16 protein-coding genes are annotated in these 19615 nt (G+C 66.1%); 12 read left to right on the forward strand and 4 right to left on the reverse strand.

What is annotated here, in order from left to right:
• Positions 1-68: 68 nt before the first annotated feature.
• Complete coding sequence (locus tag BCV67_RS10015) at positions 69-905, reverse strand: acid phosphatase (RefSeq protein ID WP_062171948.1); 837 nt, start codon at positions 903-905, stop codon at positions 69-71.
• Positions 906-1204: 299 nt separating this feature from the next.
• On the opposite strand from BCV67_RS10015, the gene BCV67_RS10020 reads away from it, so the two are divergent.
• Positions 1205-2074, forward strand: a complete 870-nt coding sequence (locus tag BCV67_RS10020) for a hypothetical protein (protein ID WP_062171945.1) — start codon at positions 1205-1207, stop codon at positions 2072-2074.
• Positions 2075-2085: 11 nt separating this feature from the next.
• Positions 2086-3270 carry a DUF4785 domain-containing protein gene (locus tag BCV67_RS10025; protein WP_062170755.1) on the forward strand — a complete coding sequence of 395 codons (1185 nt, stop codon included), beginning with the start codon at positions 2086-2088 and terminating at the stop codon, positions 3268-3270.
• Between the two features lie 39 nt (positions 3271-3309).
• Here the strand turns inward: BCV67_RS10025 and BCV67_RS10030 are convergent, their stop codons facing one another.
• A complete protein-coding gene (locus BCV67_RS10030; protein WP_062170753.1) occupies positions 3310-4134 on the reverse strand; it encodes an ABC transporter ATP-binding protein in 825 nt (274 codons plus the stop codon).
• Between the two features lie 127 nt (positions 4135-4261).
• On the opposite strand from BCV67_RS10030, the gene BCV67_RS10035 reads away from it, so the two are divergent.
• The 4 genes from BCV67_RS10035 to BCV67_RS10050 all read left to right on the forward strand — a co-directional run bounded on the left by BCV67_RS10035 (position 4262) and on the right by BCV67_RS10050 (position 8957).
• On the forward strand, positions 4262-5464 hold the full coding sequence (locus tag BCV67_RS10035; protein WP_062170751.1) for a DesA family fatty acid desaturase: 1203 nt from the start codon (positions 4262-4264) through the stop codon (positions 5462-5464).
• The gene (locus BCV67_RS10040; RefSeq protein WP_062170749.1) at positions 5461-5790 is read left to right on the forward strand and encodes an EF-hand domain-containing protein; all 330 of its coding nucleotides are present in this window, start codon (positions 5461-5463) and stop codon (positions 5788-5790) included. The genes BCV67_RS10035 and BCV67_RS10040 overlap by 4 nt, the downstream gene beginning before the upstream one ends.
• A 316-nt stretch (positions 5791-6106) precedes the next feature.
• A complete protein-coding gene (gene mutM / locus BCV67_RS10045; RefSeq protein ID WP_062170747.1) occupies positions 6107-6919 on the forward strand; it encodes a bifunctional DNA-formamidopyrimidine glycosylase/DNA-(apurinic or apyrimidinic site) lyase in 813 nt (270 codons plus the stop codon).
• Positions 6920-7352: 433 nt separating this feature from the next.
• Positions 7353-8957, forward strand: coding sequence for a glucan biosynthesis protein (locus tag BCV67_RS10050; RefSeq protein WP_062170745.1), 1605 nt, complete (start codon positions 7353-7355; stop codon positions 8955-8957).
• A gap of 207 nt (positions 8958-9164) precedes the next feature.
• Here the strand turns inward: BCV67_RS10050 and BCV67_RS10055 are convergent, their stop codons facing one another.
• Positions 9165-9785 (reverse strand): thymidine kinase, encoded by a 621-nt coding sequence (locus BCV67_RS10055; protein WP_062170742.1) that lies wholly within the window; start codon positions 9783-9785, stop codon positions 9165-9167.
• A 123-nt stretch (positions 9786-9908) separates the two neighbouring features.
• On the opposite strand from BCV67_RS10055, the gene BCV67_RS10060 reads away from it, so the two are divergent.
• A complete protein-coding gene (locus BCV67_RS10060; RefSeq protein WP_062170740.1) occupies positions 9909-11894 on the forward strand; it encodes a UvrD-helicase domain-containing protein in 1986 nt (661 codons plus the stop codon).
• 241 nt (positions 11895-12135) lie between these two features.
• On the forward strand, positions 12136-12657 hold the full coding sequence (locus BCV67_RS10065; protein WP_062170737.1) for a GNAT family N-acetyltransferase: 522 nt from the start codon (positions 12136-12138) through the stop codon (positions 12655-12657).
• Between the two features lie 125 nt (positions 12658-12782).
• Here the strand turns inward: BCV67_RS10065 and BCV67_RS10070 are convergent, their stop codons facing one another.
• A complete protein-coding gene (locus BCV67_RS10070; RefSeq protein WP_062170735.1) occupies positions 12783-13448 on the reverse strand; it encodes a YceH family protein in 666 nt (221 codons plus the stop codon).
• A 190-nt stretch (positions 13449-13638) separates the two neighbouring features.
• Between BCV67_RS10070 and BCV67_RS10075 the strand changes: the two genes are divergently transcribed.
• From BCV67_RS10075 to plsB, 4 genes are all read left to right on the forward strand, one after another.
• Positions 13639-14541, forward strand: coding sequence for a 5'-nucleotidase, lipoprotein e(P4) family (locus tag BCV67_RS10075; RefSeq protein ID WP_062170732.1), 903 nt, complete (start codon positions 13639-13641; stop codon positions 14539-14541).
• The gene (pyrF, locus tag BCV67_RS10080) at positions 14538-15257 is read left to right on the forward strand and encodes an orotidine-5'-phosphate decarboxylase (protein ID WP_062170730.1); all 720 of its coding nucleotides are present in this window, start codon (positions 14538-14540) and stop codon (positions 15255-15257) included. Before BCV67_RS10075 ends, pyrF begins: the two co-directional genes overlap by 4 nt.
• Positions 15258-15565: 308 nt before the next feature.
• Positions 15566-16549, forward strand: coding sequence for a hypothetical protein (locus tag BCV67_RS10085; RefSeq protein WP_062170728.1), 984 nt, complete (start codon positions 15566-15568; stop codon positions 16547-16549).
• Positions 16549-19179: a glycerol-3-phosphate 1-O-acyltransferase PlsB gene (plsB, locus tag BCV67_RS10090; protein ID WP_062170725.1), complete on the forward strand. Its 2631-nt coding sequence runs from the start codon at positions 16549-16551 to the stop codon at positions 19177-19179. Before BCV67_RS10085 ends, plsB begins: the two co-directional genes overlap by 1 nt.
• Positions 19180-19615 lie beyond the last annotated feature (436 nt).

A 19615-nucleotide genomic window follows, 5' to 3' on the forward strand; every position in this document is an offset into this window, starting at 1 on the left:
CTGACGCCGCTCCTACAAAATCGGGTCGCTTGGCTCCCGATGCCGGGCATGGCTCGGCACTACGGCTTTCAGTGGGCTTCGGGGATGTCCGAGGTCAGTGCAGCTGTCTCTGCTGCGCAGTCGCGTGGCATCGGCAAGTTCAGTGTGCGTGCGTGCACCAGTTCTTTGCGCGCCTGGGCCAGGTCGGCGGCAAATTCCGGGTTGTCATGCAGCCGTGCCACCGTGGCGGCGCCCATGAACTGGCCCTGCTGCACGTCGCTGTACCAATGCACGTTGCAGACCAGCCGGCTATGGCCGTAACTGCGGCCGCGTTCGATCAGCGCGGTGGCATGTTGCGGATCGATCTCCGACAGGATCAAGGCCCAAGCCCAGCCTATGGCGGTATGCCCTGAAGGATAGGAGCCACTGTCGCGCAGGCCCTGCTCATCGTCCGGCGTGCAGGTCGGCGCGTTGTTGACCATGAACGGGCGCGGACGCTGGTAGTGCGTCTTGGCGGCCTTGGTCGCGGCGCTGGCATCGATGCGGCTGCGTTCCAGCAGCTGATACAGCACGGGCGTGGTCTCAGCAGTGACCGCAACGCCGAGCGCGCAGCTGAACTGGTTGGCGCCAGCGGGGAAGCTCAGGTCGGCATCGGTGTGGGCCTGCACGAAACGTGCGCTGCCGCGCAGGGCCATCGCCTGTGTGGCGACCGCTTCATCCAGTTGCGCGGCGACGGAACCGGCGGCGGGCGGTGCAGGGCTCAGCGCCAGGCTGTCAGGGATGGCGCCATCCTGCAGATAGCCGACAGCGCGTGCCGGTGTCAGCGGTTGGCCATCCGGGTGGCTGCCGGTGGTGCTGCAGGCGCCCAGCAGGGCGGCCGTTGCCAGGGCGAGGCCCAGGCGGGAAAGACGGGCAAATCGGAACATTGCGTGTGTGACGTGGTCGATGGAACGGACCGGCATCATGTCACCGTTGCGCGCGTCGTGCCGGGCACAGGTCATGCTGCGCTGCCAGATTGACTTCCATCGCATGTGGAAGACTGTGACGGCACCGTCATGCGCGCTTCGCGATTTTCAGCCAACAATCCAAAGCTTGCGGGCAGCGGCACTCTCCGGTCTGAGGGGGCGCGCATCCCGCGCCGCGGCGGCAGGGGTGCGGGGGCATCCGGCCATCATCGCGGCAATCTCTTCAGGGGGAACACCAAGAGAGGAGCGCTCGCATGAGCATGAAGGGGAAGTGGCTTTGGGCAGGACTGGCACTGGCAGCGACCAGCACCGCAGTCAATGCGGCTGACGTGGTGGGCGTGGCCTTCGTGCATGGCACTGGCAAGCAGACCAATGCGTTGGCCGACTACTGGCAGCCGGATATCGTCAACACCGTGCGTGCGGGGCTGCCCAACAGCGCCAACTACACGGTGATCAATTGTGATTTCACCCAATACATGTGGAAACCGGACGCGGCAGGCTGCCTGGCCGGCCAGCTGACCAGCTTCATCAACAGCCGCGGCATCACCAAACTGGTGGTGATCACCCATTCCAACGGCGGCAACGTGATGCGCTGGATCATGTCCAACCCGACCTGGGACAGCCGTTACCCGGCCATCATCACGCGCCTGCACAAGGTCAATGCGTTGGCACCGTCCTCGGCGGGCACGCCGCTGGCCGATGCGGTGATGAACGGCAATGTGTTCGAGCAGGCACTGGGCTGGTTGCTTGGGTACGAGAGCGACGCGGTACGCATGCAGCAGGTGAGCTGGATGGCCACCTACAACGCCAACAATCTGTATGGCACGGCGGGCCGGCCAGCACTGCCCAAGCCGTTCCGGGCGGTGGTGGGCACCGAGGTGGAATCCTCGCCGTTCGATTCGGACAGCTATTGCGGCGGCTACGCACAGAACGTGGGGCTGGAGGCGACGCAGAACTGGCTGGCCAGCTGCTCGGACGGCTTCCTCAACTGCAGCAGCCAGTCGGCTGCCGGCAGCGTCTGGTTCCGCGACGTCAGCCGCACCCGCGATGCAGAGCCGCTCAGCCATGCGCAGAGCCGGCGCAACTGCTTCAACCTGGACACCATCCTGCGCGCCGACGTGAACCTGTGAGGAGCCATGCAATGAACAAGCAAACGACGTTGATGCTTGCCCTGGCGCTGGCCTGCAACGGCGCAGCGATGGTTGCGGCCCAGGCTGCGGTGGTGGACCGGGTTGCTCCGGCGGTGGTGTCTGCCGCGGTGCCGGCCGGCGAATTCGAACACGCGCCGGTGCAGTTCGCCTGGGCATTGAATCCGGCCGATGTGGTGAGCGCGCCTGAGCCTGAGGTGATGGAAAGCCGCAGCTCCTGGCGCATGGTCGAGGCAGCCGAGCTGCAGAGCGGTGTGGACGTGCCGGTGTCGGCGGCGGGGGCGGTGATCCAGCTCAGTCCCGCGCGTGGCGCCAAGGCCCTGGATGTGCAATCGCTGCAGGTGCGCGAGGGCAGTGCACCGGTGGCCGCGCGTCGCTTTGAACGTGCCGCGTTGAAGGACGCCGGCATGGCGGTGGCGCCCGGCACCGCCATGCTCAAGCTGCAGGACAGCCAGCCCGGTCGTTACCGGGTGCAGGCAACCGACGCACGCGGCAGCTACGTGATGCAGGTGCTGGAACCGGACAGCCCGATGGTACTGCGCGCACGCACCGACCGCAGTGTGGCGCTGGCCGGCGACACCCTGCGTGCGCAGGTGAACATGGATGGCGTGCAATCCACCCGCGCCGAAGTGGCAGCACGTCTGGCCGCTTCCCGTTTCACTGCCGAGGGCCTACTGGTGGCACCGGACGGGCGCACCTGGACGGTGCCCATGCGCAGCGACAAGGCCGGCGGGCTGGTTGCCGATGTGGCAATTCCGGCCGGTGGCAGTGATGTGCAGGGCCTGTGGGAACTGCAGGTGTTCGCCGACCAGGGCGGCATTGCCCGCGATACCCGGCTGGCGTTCGCGGTGGCCAGGCCCACCGCGCGCCTGGCCAGCGCGGTGCGCGCAACCAGCCTGTCAGACCTGCGATTTCCCGTGCAGGTCGGGGCGCCTGGGCGCTACGAAGTGCGCACCACGTTGTTCGCCACCGGCACCGACGGCAAGCTGCGCGCAGTGGCGCAGGGGCATAGCGCGGCCTGGTTCGCCAAGCCCGGTCGCGGTGAACTGGCGTTGAGTTTTGCAGGCGTCAAACTGCCGGCCGGCTATGCCGCGCCGTATGAGCTGCGCGAGGTGGAACTGCACGACCAGACCCGCATGGCGCCGATCGAACGGCGTGCACGCGCAGTGCGCTTCTGAGTGACGGCAGCGGGGTTGGCAGGTGCCGGCCCCGACTGCTCAGGCCGACAGCACGTGCGCCTGCAGGCGGCCATCCTGTTCGGCGACATCGATGCTGCCGCCAAATACCTCCGACAGCGGCGCGGACTGCAGCAGCTCGGCGCGTGTGCCATCGGCGAAGATGCGCCCGCCCTTCATCAACACCACGCGGTTGATCTCCGGGATCACCTCCTCGATGTGGTGGGTGACCAGCACCAAGGTGATGCCCTGCTGGGCCAGGTGGCGCATGCTGTCGATCAGGTGGTGGCGCGAGATCAGGTCCAGCCCGGTGGAGGGTTCGTCCAGCAGCAGCGCCTTGGGCTGGTTGACCAGTGCCCGCGCGATCAGCACGCGGCGGGTTTCACCGGCCGACAGTTCGGCATAGCTGCGGCCCAACAGGGGCAGGGCCCGGGCCAGCTCCAGCGCATGCCGCACGCGCTGGCGCATGGCATCGGTGACGTCACGGTGCGCCGGTACCACGTAACTGGCGAAGAACCCCGAAATGACCGCCTCTTCCACGCTCAGCCCGGGCATGTCGGACAGGTTGCTGGACAGATCGCCGGTGACGATGCCCAGCTGCGCCCGCAGCCGGTCCACCTGCCAGCGGGTCTGGCCCATCACCTTGACCGGCACCTGACCATCGGCGCGCGCCAGTGGATACAGTTCGCGCGTGATCAGCTTGATGAATGAAGATTTTCCGCAGCCGTTGGGGCCGAGAATGGCGGTGTGCTGGCCCTGTGCGATGCGCAGGTTCAGTTCGTGCAGAACGCGCACCTGGCCGCGGATGACGCAGGCATGGTCCAGTTCGATCAACGGGGCCGCGTCGGCGGCAGGGGCAGTGGGCATTCAGGTGGCAGGTGGCAGCTGAGGATTCGACCAACGGACGTACCGCAGGTGGGTGAAGTTTGCGCCGACAGCCCCCATCATGTGTAGCACTGGTTTCATCTGGCACCGACTGCCTGGAGTTCCCGCAATGCCCGACGTTCTGCTCGATTTCCTCACCGGTGGCATTGCCGGCCTGGGCTGGTGGGGCATGCTGGCAGTGCTGCTGGTGTTCACCCAGCTCACCATCTTCGCGGTCACCCTGTACCTGCACCGCAGCCAAGCCCATCGCGGCGTGGAGTTCCATCCGCTGGTGTCGCATTTCTTCCGCTTCTGGGTGTGGCTGACCACCTCGATGATCACCCGCGAGTGGGTGGCCATCCACCGCAAGCACCACGCCAAGGTGGAAACCGAGGACGACCCGCACAGCCCGGTCACCAAGGGCATCGGCAACGTGTTCTGGCGCGGCGTGGAGTTGTACCGTGAAGCCCGCACGCTGCGCGGCGACATCGAACAGTACGGCCGCGGCGCGCCGGAAGACTGGATCGAGCGCAAGCTCTACACCCCGCACGCCAACCTCGGCCCGGTCAGCCTGTTCGTGATCAACACCGTGCTGTTCGGCCTGCCCGGCATCGCCCTGTGGGCGATCCAGATGGCGTGGATTCCGTTCTGGGCGGCAGGCGTGGTCAACGGCCTGGGTCACTGGTGGGGCTACCGCAATTTCGAATCGGCCGACACTTCCACCAATCTCACGCCGTGGGCGTTCTGGATTGGCGGCGAAGAGCTGCACAACAACCATCATGCCTTCCCCTCCTCCGCGCGCTTCTCGATGCGGCGCTGGGAGCTGGATATTGGCTGGCAGGTGATCCGCGTGCTGCAGTTCCTGCGCCTGGCCACGGTGTTGCGGGTTGCACCCAGCATGGACATCCGCCCGAACATCGCCGTGCCCGATGCCGATACCTTGAAGGCGCTGCTGTCGCACCGCTTCCAGGCGATGACCGATTACCAGCGCAATGTCTTCACCCCGGCGTTGAAGGAAGAGGCCGCCGCTGCCGGCGCCAAGCTGCGCAAGCTGCTGCCGCGACGCATGCGCAAGGGCCTGGTCAATGATGGCCGCTGGCTGAAACCCGACTGCCGTGTGCAGTTGAACAACTGGGTGCAGCAGCGCCCGCGCATCCAGTTGCTGGTCGAGCACCGCGCGCGCTTGTCCGCGCTGCTGGAAGCGCGCAGCCATGATGCCGCCGAACGTCTGCGTCAGCTGCAGCAGTGGTGCCAGGAAGCCGAGGCCAGCGGCAGTGCCGCATTGCAGGCCTATGCCGCGCGCCTGAAGGGCTACTCGCTCAGCGGCGCATGAAGACGATTCTTCTGGTCTGTCTGCTGGCTGCGGCGTTGCCTGTGGCCGCGCAGGTGCAGGACACCAACGAGTACCTGCAGCGCATGGACAGCGATGGCGATGGCCGCGTCAGCCCGGACGAATACCTGCAGTGGATGCTCTACGCCTTCGACAAGATGGACCGCAATGGCGACGGTGTGCTGGAAGCCGCCGAGCAACCCGGCGGCCGCGGCAAGCCGATCGGTCGCGACGAACAGCGGCAGGTGATATTGGCCCGCTTCGCCCGCCAGGATGCCAACGGCGATGGCTACCTCAGTGCCCGCGAGCTGATGGCACCCCCGCGCTGAGCTGCATCTGTCGGGTGGCTTGTAGGGGCGGCATAAGCCGCGAAGCCAAGAATCCAGCCGCAGCCAATAACGCAGCGCAGTCGATACAAGCCCGCAGTCCGCCATCTCTTGCTTCACGGCTCCCGCCGTTGCCACAAATACAATTGCCCGAGCTCCGAACCCCGCGTTGTAGGAGCGGCGTAAGCCGCGAAGCCAAAAATCCAGCCGCAGCCAACAGCGCATTGCAGTCGATACAAGCCCGCAGTCCGCCATCACCTGCTTCACGGCTCACGCCGTTCCCACACACAAAAGCAGACACCATCGCCTTGAGGCCCGCATGCCAGAACTACCCGAAGTAGAAACCACCCGGCGCGGGCTGGAGCCGCATCTGGTGAATCGAAGCATCCACGGCGTGATCCTGCGCCGGCCGGACCTGCGCTGGCCCATTCCTGCGGAGATAGAACAACTGCTGCCGGGCCAGCGCATCGAGGCGATCCGCCGCCGCGCCAAATACCTGCTGCTCGACACCGAGCGGGGCAGCGCGGTGCTGCACCTTGGCATGTCCGGCAGCCTGCGCGTACTGCCCGGCGATACCTCGGTGCGCGCACACGACCATGTCGATATCAGCCTGGAAGATGGGCGGCTGCTGCGCTTCAACGACCCTCGCCGCTTCGGCAGCCTGCTATGGCAACCGGCAGGTGAAACACACGAGCTGCTGCGCGATCTGGGCCCTGAGCCGCTGGATGCGGATTTCGACGGCGATTACCTGTTCCAGCGCAGCCGTGGCCGCAAGGCGCCGATCAAGACCTTCCTGATGGACCAGGGCATCGTTGTCGGCGTGGGCAATATCTACGCGGCGGAAAGCCTGTTCATGGCCGGAATCAATCCGTTGCGCGAGGCCGGCAAGGTGTCGCGCGCGCGCTACCAGCGCTTGGCCGACGCGGTGAAGGAAATCCTGGGGCATGCGATCCAGCGTGGCGGTACCACCCTGCGTGATTTCATCAGCCCCGATGGCGCCCCCGGTTACTTCGAGCAGGAGCTGCTGGTGTACGGCCGCGAGGGCGAGACCTGCAAGCAATGCGGTCGCGCGCTGCGCTATGCCAGCATCGGCCAGCGGGCGACGGTGTGGTGTGGGTACTGCCAGCGCTGAGCGCAGGGACTGCAGGCGAAGCTCAAGTGCTACCCCTCCCCAGTCCTCCCCTTGGCTGCGCCAAAGGGAGGGGGCAGCTCACGCGCACGTCCAGATCGCAGCAGGGCCGCTTTTGCCCCTTTCCTTTGGCGAACCCAAGGGGAGGCGGCAGCTCACGCGCACCTTCAGATCGCAGCAGTGCCGCTTTTGCCCCCTCCCTTTGGCGCAGCCAAGGGGAGGGTTGGGGAGGGGTGAGCTTCACTGTTTCTGATGTGGCGGTAGCTTCGCGGCTTACGCCGCTCCTACAGCGTTATGGATTGCTGGTGAAGCCCCTGCCGGGCATGGCTCGGTACTACGGGCAGCTGAAGCGGATGTTCATTCAGTGACGGGTCCAGGCTGTCGATTCACCTAAATCCGCCTACCATGCTGCGGTCCCCTCCCGGCCTGCCTTTCCATGCAACGACGCGACTTCCTGCGCAACGCCGCAGCCGCCTTGGCGGCCTTCGGGCTTCCCACTTTCACCGCCTGCGCGGCCGGCAAGCCGGCACAGCTGGGGCTGCGCCGCCTGGGCCAGCCGCAGACCTTTGATTTCGCCACGCTCAAGGGCCAGGCCCGGGCGCTGGCGCAGGCCCCGTACAAGAGCCACAAGCGCACCTTGCCGGGCGCGCTGGAGAAACTCGACTGGGACCAGTACCAGTCCATCAGCTACCGCCAGGATCACGCCCTGTGGGCGGACCAGCCGGGCAAGTTCCAGGCCAAGTTCTTCCACCTGGGCCTGTACTTCCATTCGCCGGTGCGCATGTTCGACGTGGTCGATGGCAAGGCGCAGGAACTGGCCTATGACGGCGCGGCGTTCAACTACGGCAAGAGCGGTATCCATGACGGCGAATTGCCGGCCGACTTGGGCTTTGCCGGTTTCCGCCTCAACACCCGCACCGATACCGACCGCGACTTCGCCGCCTTCCTCGGCGCCAGCTATTTCCGCGCGGTCGGCAAGGAGGGCCAATACGGGCAGTCGGCGCGTGCCGTGGCCATCGATACCGGCATGGGCCGACCGGAGGAATTCCCGGATTTCATCGCCTATTACCTGGAACAACCGGCCGCCGACTCGGACACCCTGGTTGTCTACGGCCTGCTGGATTCGCCCAGCGTTGCCGGCGCTTATCGCTTCGCCATCACCAATGGCGACGTGCTGCTGATGGATATCGACAGCGCGCTGTACCCGCGCAAGGAAATCGAACGGCTCGGCATCGCCCCATGCACCAGCATGTACCAGGTGGGCGAGAACGATCGCCGCATGGATTGGGACTGGCGCCCGGAGATCCACGACACCGATGGCCTGTCGATGTGGAACGGTGCCGGCGAATGGATCTGGCGGCCGCTGTGCAACCCGGCCAACCTGCGCTTCAACATGTTCGTGGACAACAACCCGCGCGGCTTCGGCCTGCTGCAGCGTGACCGCAACTTCGACCATTACCAGGACGACGGCGTGTTCTACGAGAAGCGCCCCTGCCTGTGGGTGGAACCGAAGGGGCAATGGGGTGAGGGCTCGGTGCAGCTGGTGGAGATTCCCACCGTTGATGAAACCTTCGACAACATCGTCGCGTTCTGGAACCCCAAGGCCAAGCCGCAGCCGGGCCAGGAACTGCTGGTCGGCTATCGCCTGTACTGGGGCGCCGAGCCGCCGGCGCGTCCGCCACTCGCGCATTGCGTGGCCAGCCGCACGGGCCTGGGCGGCATCATCGGCAAGAAGCGTGAATATTTCTCGTGGCGCTTCGCGGTGGATTTCGAAGGCGGCGAGCTTGCCAGCCTGATCGACAAGGGCGAAGTGGAAGCGGTGGTGGAAACCAGCCGCGGCCGAGTGGAAGTTGTATCGGCGCGCCCGCTGCGCGAGATCAAGGGCTACCGCGCGATGTTCGACCTGGTGCCGCCGGAAGGCAGCACCGAACAGATCGACGTGCGCCTGTACCTGCGCAGCGGCGGCAAGACCCTGACTGAAACCTGGCTGTACCAGTACACGCCGCCGGCTGCGGGCGCGCCGGAGCGGACGTTGTATTGAAGCGCTTGAGGGCTTTGCTTGAGGGCTTTGCTTGAGGCTTTTGCTTAAGCCCCTCTCCCGTTCACGGGAGAGGGGTTGGGGTGAGGGGAGGCTTTAAAAGCCAAAGCCAAAGCCAAAGCCAAAGCCAAAGCCAAAGCAGCGCTTCGCGCCTTCCCCTCATCCGCCCCTTCGGGGCACCTTCTCCCGCATGCGGGAGAAGGAAAAGCGTTACAACGGTAGCGGCGCCTGCATCGGGTCAATCCGGCCTTCACCGCGGGTGATCTTCTTGAACTCGGCGCGGCTCACCGACACATAGCGCTCGTTGCCGCCGATCTCCACCTGCGGGCCGTCCTGCACTGCGAAGCCGTTCTCGTCCACGCGCACGGTCATCGTCGCCTTCTTGCCGCTGTGGCAGATGGTCTTGATTTCCTGGATCTCGTCGGCCCAGGCCAGCAGGTACTGACTGCCTTCGAACAGCTCGCCGCGGAAGTCGGTGCGCAGCCCGTAGCACAGCACCGGAATGCGCAGCTGGTCGACGATTTCCGACAGCTGCCACACCTGCGCCTTGCTCAGGAACTGGGCTTCGTCCACCAATACGCAGCCGAGCCTGCCGTGGGCGGCCATGTCCTGCTGGATCAGCTTCTGCAGGTCGGTGTCACGCTCGAAGGTGGTTGCCTCGGCCTGCAGCCCGATCCGCGAGGCGACCACACCGGTGCCGGCGCGGTGGTCCAGGTGCGGGGTCAGCAGCGCCACCCGCATGCCGCGCTCGCGGTAGTTGTGCGCGGACTGCAGCAGGGTGGTGGTCTTGCCGGCGTTCATCGCCGAATAGTAGAAATAGAGCTTGGCCATTGAATCAGGAACTAGGGGATGGGAACCAGGAGCCAGTGAAAACAACATCGGATCCCGAGGGGTGACAGAATACATGCCGCCCTGAAGCCCTGCCTTTACTGGTTCCTATCCCCTAGTTCCTGAATGCTCGATTCCCTCAATCCCCCCCAACGTGCCGCGGCCGTGCATGCCGAAGGTCCTCTGCTGGTGCTGGCCGGTGCCGGCAGCGGCAAGACCCGCGTGATCGTGGAGAAAATCGCCCATCTGATCGGTATTGGCCGCTATAGCGCCCGCCGTATCGCTGCGATCACCTTCACCAACAAGTCGGCCAAGGAAATGCGCGAGCGTGTGGCCAAGCGCCTGCGCGCCGAGGATGCGGCCGAGGTCACCATCTGCACCTTCCACGCGTTGGGCCTGAAGTTCCTGCAGATCGAACATGAACACGTGGGGCTGAAGCGCAGTTTCTCCATTTTCGATGCCGACGACGCCGGCGCGCAGATCAAGGATCTGCTGGGCGGCAGCAATGCCAAGCCCGATGACATCGAGGACATGAAGAACCTGATCTCGCGCGCCAAGAACTCCGGCCTGTCGCCCGAGCAGGCGATGGCGGCGGCGCGCAGCAACCGCGAAAAAGACGCGGCGATGGTCTACGAGCTGTACCAGGCCCGCCTGACTTCGTTCAATGCGGTGGATTTCGATGACCTGATCCGGTTGCCGGTGCAGGTGCTGGAAGAAAATCCGGATATCGCCCTGGCCTGGCGCGAGCGCATCGGCTATCTGCTGGTCGACGAATGCCAGGACACCAACGACGCCCAGTACCGGCTGCTCAAGCAGCTGGCCGGGCCGCGCGGCAATTTCACCTGCGTGGGCGATGACGATCAGTCGATCTACGCCTGGCGCGGCGCCAACCCGGAAAACCTGCAGCAGATGGCGGTGGATTACCCGGCGCTGCAGATCATCAAGCTGGAACAGAACTACCGCTGTTCCAACCGCGTGCTGCGTGCGGCCAATGCGCTGATCGCGCACAACCCGCACGAGCACCTGAAGACCCTGTGGTCGGACCAAGCCGACGGCGAGCGCATCCGCGTATGGGAGTGCCGCAACAGCGAACACGAAGCGGAAAAGGTGGCAGCCGAAATCCACTTCCTGGCGACCAGCCGCAAGATTCCGTGGAGTGATTTCTGCATCCTGTTCCGCGGCAACTTCCAGTCGCGGCCGCTGGAAAAAGCCATGCAGCTGGTCGGTGTGCCGTACCACCTCAACGGCGGCACGGTGTTCCTCGAGCGGCAGGAAGTGAAGGACACCCTGGCGTGGTTGCGGCTGATCGTGAACCCCGACGATGACACCGCGTTCATGCGCGCGGTGCAGTCTCCCAAACGTGATGTGGGCGCCAGCACCCTGGCCAAGCTGGCCGAGCTGGCATCCGAGAAAGATATTCCGATGGCGCACGCCGCCGAGAGCATGGGCGCGCTGGCCCAGCTCACCCCGCGTGCGGCCAACAGCCTGAGCCGGTTCACCGACATCCTGCGTGCGCTGCGGCTGGACATGCGGCAGATGAGTTCGGGTGATCTGGTTCGCCGCGTGGCCAAGGATTCAGGCATGTTGGCCGAGCTGCGCCATGCGGCCAAGGACACGGCCGGCTACGAGCGCCGCGCCAACAACCTGGAAGAACTGGCTTCGTGGTTCGAGAGTGGCCCGCGTGGTGCCAGCGCCGCCGACATGGCCGCGCAGCTGGCGCTGATCTCACGCAACGACAAGGACGACGGCGGCAACCAGGTGCGGATGATGACGCTGCATGCGTCCAAGGGCCTGGAGTTTCCGTATGTGTTCATCGTCGGCTGCGAGGACGGCGTGCTGCCGCACCAGGTCAGCCTGGACGAGGGCAACCTGCAGGAAGAGCGGCGCCTGCTGTACGTGGGCATCACCCGCGCCAAGATCCAGCTGTGGATGAGTTTCAGCCGCTTGACCCGCAAATTCGGCGAGCACATCCGGCTCAAGCCCAGCCGGTTCTTTGATGAAATTCCAGCGAGCGAGATCCAGCGCGACGGCGCCGATCCGGTCGCCGATGCCGCGCACAAGCAGGAACGGGCGAAGGCTGGATTGGCGGCGATTCAAGCACTGTTTGATTGAGGTTTTGCCGCTCCCCTTTGGTGCAGCCAAGGGGCAGGTCGGGTGGGGTAGATTTGGCCCTTGGCTTTGCGGTTTGATTGGGGCTCACTGCTAACAACCCCTCAGCCCTCCCTTGGTAGAAGGGGGGGCGGTAGTGCCGAGCCATGCTCGGCAGGGGCTTTACCGACCAACATCAAAAGCCACCCCTCCCCAGCCCTCCCCTTTGCTGCGCAAAAGGGAGGGGGCTAAAACCGAGCCCCTTATGTCCCTGATCCAGACCGAACGCCTGCAACTGCGCCTGCTGCGTGACGACGACGGCGATGCCGCCGGGATGCTGCAGCTGCTCAATGAGCCCGGCTTCCATCAGTTCATCGGTGACCGCGGCGTGCGCACGCTGGAGCAGGCGCGCGATTACGTGCGCAAGCACACTTTCGGCAGTTACACGGCGCATGGCTTCGGCATGTATGCGGTTGAACGGCGCAGCGACGGGGCCTGGCTGGGCAACGCCGGGCTGGTGCGGCGGCCGGGCCTGCCCACGGCCGATGTCGGCTACGCGCTGCTCTCCCCGCATACGGGGCAGGGCTATGCACGCGAAGCGGTGCAGGCGGTGCTGGCTTACGCTCGCGCCAGCCTGGGCCTGGGTGAGCTGCGCGCGATCGTGTCGCAGGGCAATGCGCGTTCGGTGGCCTTGCTGGAAAAGCTTGGCTTCGACCGCGACGGCACCGTGGTGCTGCCTGGCGAGGTCGAACAGCTGCTGATGTTCGTCCACCGGCCAAACCGGTAATCCGCTCAGCTGCGTAGCCCGGGTAAGCGCAGCTGTAAGGATCCCAGGGATCTCTGATTTTCCGCCAAAGGCGCGGGGTGCGCTGTGCTTACCCGGGCTACGGTCAGAATGCCTTCTGCACCGGCTCAGCCGCCGAGTTGCTCCTGCAACGCTGCCAGCTGCGCCTGCAGGGCGGCCACGGTGGTTTCCAGCTGCTGCACACGATCTTCCAGGGCGCTGTTGTCCAGCGTGGCGGCAGCGGTGGTCGATGCACGGTAGTTTGCCGCCAAGGCCTCCACATCCACCGGGCCCGAGAGCAGATGCATGAAGCGGTCTTCGCGCTGCCCGGAGGCGCGCGGCAGCTGCACCACCAGCCCGCGCTGCTGCATGCGTTCCAGCTGGTGGCGCAGGTCGGCGGCATCGGCGAACCGGGCCATGCGCTCGCTGCGCGTGGCCAGTTCAGCGGTGGTCTGCGGCCCGCGCAGCAACAGCAGGCCGAGCAGGGCGACCTGCTGGCGCGGCAGGTCGAGCTTGATGCCGGCCAAGTGCTCGTAGCGCTCGGCACGCGAGGAGAAATGCTGGCGGGCCAAGCCCATGGTTTCCAGCTGGCGCAGCGCGTGCTGCACCTTGCCGGTTTCCAGGCTCATCACCGGCTCGCGTGCGGTCTTCTGGTTGGCCGCGACCTGGGCGGCATTGACCGTAAGCGGGTAGGCGTCCGGGGTGGTGGCCTCCTTTTCGATCAGGCAGCCGAGCACGCGCGCCAGGGCGGGGTCGAGCACGGGGAAATCGGGGGTCTGGCTGGTGTCGGTCACGGTCCGGGCTCTGGTCTTGCAAGGGGGCGCAAGCATAGCGGAGAGCGGAACACGGGGCTGAAACCCCGGCATTCCGGGCTTTGCGGGCACCGGCCGTGGCTGGGGTTCCGGGCCGTGCCTGCGGCCGGCGGGGCGGGCAGGCCGACGAGCCGGTAAACTTGCCCGGTTTTCGAAGATCCCGGTAGTTTCCATGTCCCGATTCCCCGCCTTTACCCTGCTGGCCGGCGCCGTGCTGTCGCTGGCCGCCTGCAGCTCGACCGCGCCGCTGAGCCGCGTTTCTCCGGCCCCGGCCGACGCCCTGGTGGCCCCGGCCAATGCCCCCAACGACAACCTCAATGCCGTGCTGTGGGTGCAGCGTTCGCAGGAATACCGGGCCAGCGCGCTGCAGACCTGGAAGCTGGCCGCTGCACAGCTGGACGCGGCGCTGGCCGACGGCCGCTGGACCGCGCTGTTGCCGGAAGAAGGCGGCAGTCACCAGGCGGCCACGCTGAAGCCGGCGGTGGTGGTGGACGTGGACGAGACCGTGCTCGACAACTCGCCCTACCAGGCGCGGCTTGTGCATGACGGCGCCAGCTACAACGACGCCACCTGGGAAGCCTGGGTGGATGAGCGCAAGGCCCAGCCGGTGCCCGGTGCGGTGCAGTTCGCGCAGGCCGCGGCTGCCAAGGGCGTGACCATGATCTACATCAGCAACCGCACCGCGGCGATGAAGGACGCCACTATCGCCAACCTGCGCCAGGTCGGCTTCCCGGTCGCCGATGACAGCGTCTATCTGGGCCTGGGCACGCCGGTGCCGGGCTGTACCGAACATGGCAGCGAGAAGGGCTGCCGCCGCCAGCTGGTGGCGCAGCAGTACCGCGTGCTGATGCAGGTAGGCGACCAGTTCACCGATTTCCTGCAGGTCGAGGACAACAGCCTGGCCGCGCGCGACCTGCTGCTGGACAAGTACCAGGGCTGGATCGGCTCGCGCTGGTGGATCCTGCCCAATCCCACCTACGGTGGCTGGGAAGGTGCGGCCATCAACAATGCCTGGTCGTTGCCGGCCGATCTGCGCAACGGCGCCAAGCGTGAAGCGCTGGAGCTGGCCCGATGAGCCGTGCACCGCTGCCCCTGCGCGCCGATGAACGCCTGATCTTCGCGCTGGACGTGCCCGGCAAGGCCGAGGCCATCGAATGGGTGGACAAGCTCGGCAATGCGGTGTCGTTCTACAAGATCGGCATGGAACTGCTGGCTTCGGGCGAGTACTTCGATGTGCTCGAAGAACTGGCCAAGCGCGACAAGCGGGTGTTCGTCGACCTCAAGTTCTTCGATATTCCGGCCACCATCGCCGGCGTGATCCGGCGGTTGTCGCAGTGGCCGGTGAGCTACTGCACCATCCATGGCTGGCACCCGGGCATGATGGAAGCTGCTGCCGCCGCCAATACTTCGGACATGCGCCTGCTGGCGGTGACCGTGCTGACCTCGATGGGGCGGCCGGATCTGGCCCAGATGGGCATCGACCGTGAGCCGGTGGACGTGGTGGTGGAGCGCGCGCTGGCCGCGCAGCGGGCCGGCATTGACGGGGTGATCGCCTCTGGCCAGGAAGCCGCGCCGATCCGCGCGGCTACCGGTCAGGGTTTCTCCATCGTCTGCCCCGGCATTCGCCCTGGCGGCCCGGTGGATGATGACCAGCAGCGCACCGTGGGCGTGGCCCAGGCCTTCGCTGACGGCGCGGACGCCATTGTGGTGGGGAGGCCGATCCGCCTGGCCGCCGATCCGCGTGCCGCGGCCTTGGCCATGCAGTGCGAAATTCTTGATTCAATCAAGTAAAATCAATAACTTATACTATTGTTCATCAAGTATTGCTTTAACTGAATCCGGCAGGTAGGCTACGTCTCGTCCGGTTCTACCGGCGATGCGTCAAACATGTCTACCGGCCTCGTGCCGGTTTGAGGGGTCTGTCACCGGCAACGGGGCGGCCTCTTTTTTTATTGCGGGATCGAATGCCGGCGCAGAGCGGTGATGACCGCGGCCGCGGCCTCCCGCCGTGCCGTGCTTCGACGCCGTGACGGCCGTGCTTGCTGCTGTCACCGGGCAGGCATCAAGATGCTCGGCCTACGGGGAGGATCGAGGCCGCCATGCAACGACGTTCATTACGCAGCTGCCAGACCATCGCCCTGGCGGCCGTCTGCCTGGTGGTCTTGACGGTTGCCTGCAAGCGCACCCCGGAGGCACTGCCCGGCGCCGCGACCGAGCCGGCGGCGGCGGTACGCCAGCTTGTCCAGCACCTGCGCGACAACGATCTGGTCGCCTATGCCCGCGATGCGGTGCCGCCAGCGCAATACGCCGAGCTGGAGGCCGCCTGGGCGCAGGGCCACAGCCGCTGGCCGCTGACCGAGCTGCCGCTGGACGAAAAGCTGCCCGCGCTGCTGGCGACGCTGTCGCAGAAGGATGCCGAACGCCAGCTGCAGCGTGCCTTCAAGGCGCAGCTGGAAGGGCAGAACGCCGCCGTGCGGCAGGCCGCGCACTCGCTGGGCCTGTTTGGTGTGCAGTACATCAGCCATCAAGGTGACTACAACGCCGCCGAACGTGCGCATTACGTGCAGTTGGTCACCGCCCTGAGCGATTGGGCCCAGGCTGCGCCGCTGCCCGATCCCACGCTCGCGCAGACCTCCATTGCCACCCTCACCGCAGCTGCCCGCGCCACCGGCCTGGCCGGCGAACAGGCTTTCCAGGACGCCGGCATGACCGGCACGCTGCAGAAGCTCGGCCCATTCGCCGCCGCCAGCAAGCAGGTGCTGGCCGCCTACGGCTTGAACCTGGATGAAAGCGTGCAGCAGATGCGCACCGGCCTGGTGTCCCAGAACGGCGACCGCGCCACTGTGCGCGTGCAATACCCGCTGGCCGGCAAGGAGCTGGACCTGCAGGTGGCGTTGGTGCGGCGTGACAACCGCTGGTATCTGGCCCGCACCCTGGGCGAAGTGGAGGCGCTGCTGACCGCCGCGCGCGCTGCCGAGCAGGCCAACGCCGAGGCCGAGCAGGCCAAGTCCGATGCGCTGCCGCCGGCCGAAAACCCGGCGTTGGAAAAACCAGACAACGCCGCCGCGACGGCTAAGCCATAATGGCGCCGATGTCGAAACAGAAATCCCAGCCCGACCAGGGTGAACTGCTGCCGCCGGACGCCGCCAACGCGACGCCCGCCACTCCTGCTGCCATCGTGCCGGGCGCCTCCGCGCGGCCGGTGCCCGTGGCCCGTGCTGCCCGTCGTCCGCTGTGGGCGCGCCTGCTGGGCAAGCTGATCGAGCCCTGGCTCGGCCTGAAGATCGAGCCCGACCAGGCCGGCCAGCACAATGACGGCCGCCCGGTGGTCTATGTGCTGGAAGACTACGGTCTGTCCAACGCGCTGATCCTGGACAAGGCCTGCCGCGACGCTGGCCTGCCTTCGCCACTGGTGCCGCTGGCCGGTGACCCCACCGGCCGCAAGCGCGCCTATGTGGCCCTGTCGCGCCGTTCCAGCAACAACATGCTGCTGCCCGAACAGCGCGGCGCCAAAACCCATTCCGACTCGCTGGCCAAGCTGCTGCAGGCGCACCGCGCCAACCCCGGCCTAGACGTGCACCTGGTGCCGGTGTCGATCTTCGTCGGCCGCGCCCCGGACAAGCAGAGCGGCTGGTTCGCGGTGCTGTTCTCGGAAAACTGGGCGCTGGTTGGCCGCTTCCGCCGGCTGTTGGCGATCCTGCTCAACGGCCGCGACACCATTGTCCGGTTCGCGCCGCCGGTATCGCTGCGCGAGACCGTGGACGAAGGCCTGGAGCCCGAGCGCACCGTACGCAAGCTGCAGCGCGTGCTGCGCACCCACTTCCGCCGCATCCGCGAATCGATCATCGGCCCCGACCTGTCCACCCGCCGCCTGCTGGTGGACAAGGTGCTGGAGTCGGACCCGGTGCGCGAAGCCATCGCCACCCAGGCCAAGCGCGACAACTCCAAGACCACCGACGCCTGGAAGAAGGCGCAGGGCTACGCCTGGGAAATCGCCGCCGATTACTCCACCCCGGTGGTGCGTTCGGCCAGCTTCATGCTCAGCCACGTCTGGAACCGCATCTACGCCGGCGTGCTGGTGCACCACCTGGACAAGTTCAAGGAAGCCGCGCCTGGCCACGAAATCATCTACGTGCCCAGCCACCGCAGCCACATGGACTACCTGCTGCTGAGCTACCTGCTGTACGACCGTGGCATCGTGCCGCCGCACATCGTGGCCGGCATCAACCTCAACCTGCCGGTGGTCGGCACGCTGCTGCGCAAGGGCGGCGCGTTCTTCATCCGCCGCTCGATCAAGGGTAATGCGCTGTATTCGGCAGTGCTCAGCGAGTACGTGGCGCAGCTGGTGGCAGGCGGTTACTCGATCGAATACTTCGTCGAAGGCGGGCGCTCGCGTACCGGCCGGCTGCTGCAGCCCAAGGGTGGCATGATCTCGATGACGCTGCGCGCCTTCCTGCGCCAGCCGCGCAGGCCGGTGCTGTTCCAGCCCATCTACGTTGGCTATGAAAAGCTGATGGAGGGCAACAGCTACCTCGATGAGCTGACCGGCCGGCCGAAGGAAAAGGAATCCATCTGGGCGCTGTTGTGGGGCATTCCCAAGGTGCTCAAGCAGAACTACGGCCAGGTGGTGGTGAATTTCGGTGAGCCCATCGCGCTGAATGACGTGCTGGCGAAGATGGCGCCCGAATGGGACGGCCAACCGGTGCCTGAAGACGAGAAGCCGAGCTGGCTTGCTGGCACCGTCGACGTGCTTGCCGAGCAGATCCAGGAGCGCATCAACGCCGCTGCCGACGTCAACCCGATCAACCTGCTGGCATTGGCGCTGCTGTCCACGCCCAAGCACGCGATGGGCGAGGCCGACCTGATCGCGCAGATCGAGCTGTGCAAGAAGCTGCTGGTGGAAATGCCGTATTCGGACCGGGTCACGGTCACCCCGCATTCGCCCGAACGCATCATTGCCCACGCCGAGGAAATCAACGTCCTCAGCCGCATCAAGCACCCGCTGGGCGATGTGCTCAGCGTCAGCGGCGATACCGCAGTGCTGCTGAGCTACTTCCGCAACAACGTGCTGCACCTGTTCACCGCCTCCTCGTGGGTGGCGTGCTGCTTCCAGAACAACCGCCGCATGAGCCGTGGCGGCCTGCTGCGGCTGGGCCGCGGCCTGTACCCGTTCCTGCAGGCAGAGCTGTTCCTGCCGTGGACCGAGGACGAGTTCGCCGCGCGCATTGACCAGACCATCGACGTGTTCGTGCGCGAAGGCCTGCTGCAGCACGTGGGCGAGGACGACGGCGGCATGCTGGCACGCAGTACCGGCCAGACCGACGAGGTGTTCCGCCTGCGCGCGATCGGCCATTCGCTGCAACAGGCGTTCGAGCGTTATTACATCGCCATCTCGGTGCTGGTGAAGAACGGCCCGGGCACGCTCGGCGCCGGCGAACTGGAAAGCCTGTGCCAGCAGGCCGCACAACGCCTGAGCCTGCTGTACGCGCCGGCGGCACCGGAGTTCTTCGACAAGACCCTGTTCCGCGGCTTCATCCAGAAGATGCGCGAACTGCGCCTGGTCTGGCCGGACCAGAACAGCAAGCTGCTGTTCGACGAGCGCCTGGATGCCTGGGCCAAGGACGCCAAGTTCATCCTCGGCCGCGAACTGCGCCACACCATCGAACGTGTGAGCCCGGAAGCGGTGAAAGCGGAAGTGCCGCCAGTAGTCTGAGTGACACCTGTAGCGCGGAGCCATGCTCCGCTGGGACGTTACCGGTACGGCCCCTGCCGAGCATGGCTCGGCACTACCTGCTTCGCTCCCTCCCTTTCGCGTAGCGAAGGGGAGGGTTGGGGAGGGGTAGGTTTTGATGTTGTTTGTGGCCGTGCACGGTGATGGGGCGTGCCGTTGTGGGAGCGGCGTAAGCCGCGAAGCCACTGCTTGCTCAGATTGCAGGCACACCGGTGATTGCAACCCTGCCAGCTTCGCGGCTTACGCCGCTCCTACAGTTCCGGGGTTGCGGGATTGCCTTGGGAAGCCCCCTGCCGAGCATGCCTCGGCACTACCTGCTTCGCTCCCTCCCTTTCGCGTAGCGAAGGGGAGGGTTGGGGAGGGGTAGGTTTTGACTTTGTTTGCGGCCGTGCAGGTTGTGGGAGCGGCATAAGCCGCG

Source organism: Stenotrophomonas nitritireducens (assembly GCF_001700965.1).
Lineage (GTDB): Bacteria > Pseudomonadota > Gammaproteobacteria > Xanthomonadales > Xanthomonadaceae > Stenotrophomonas > Stenotrophomonas nitritireducens_A.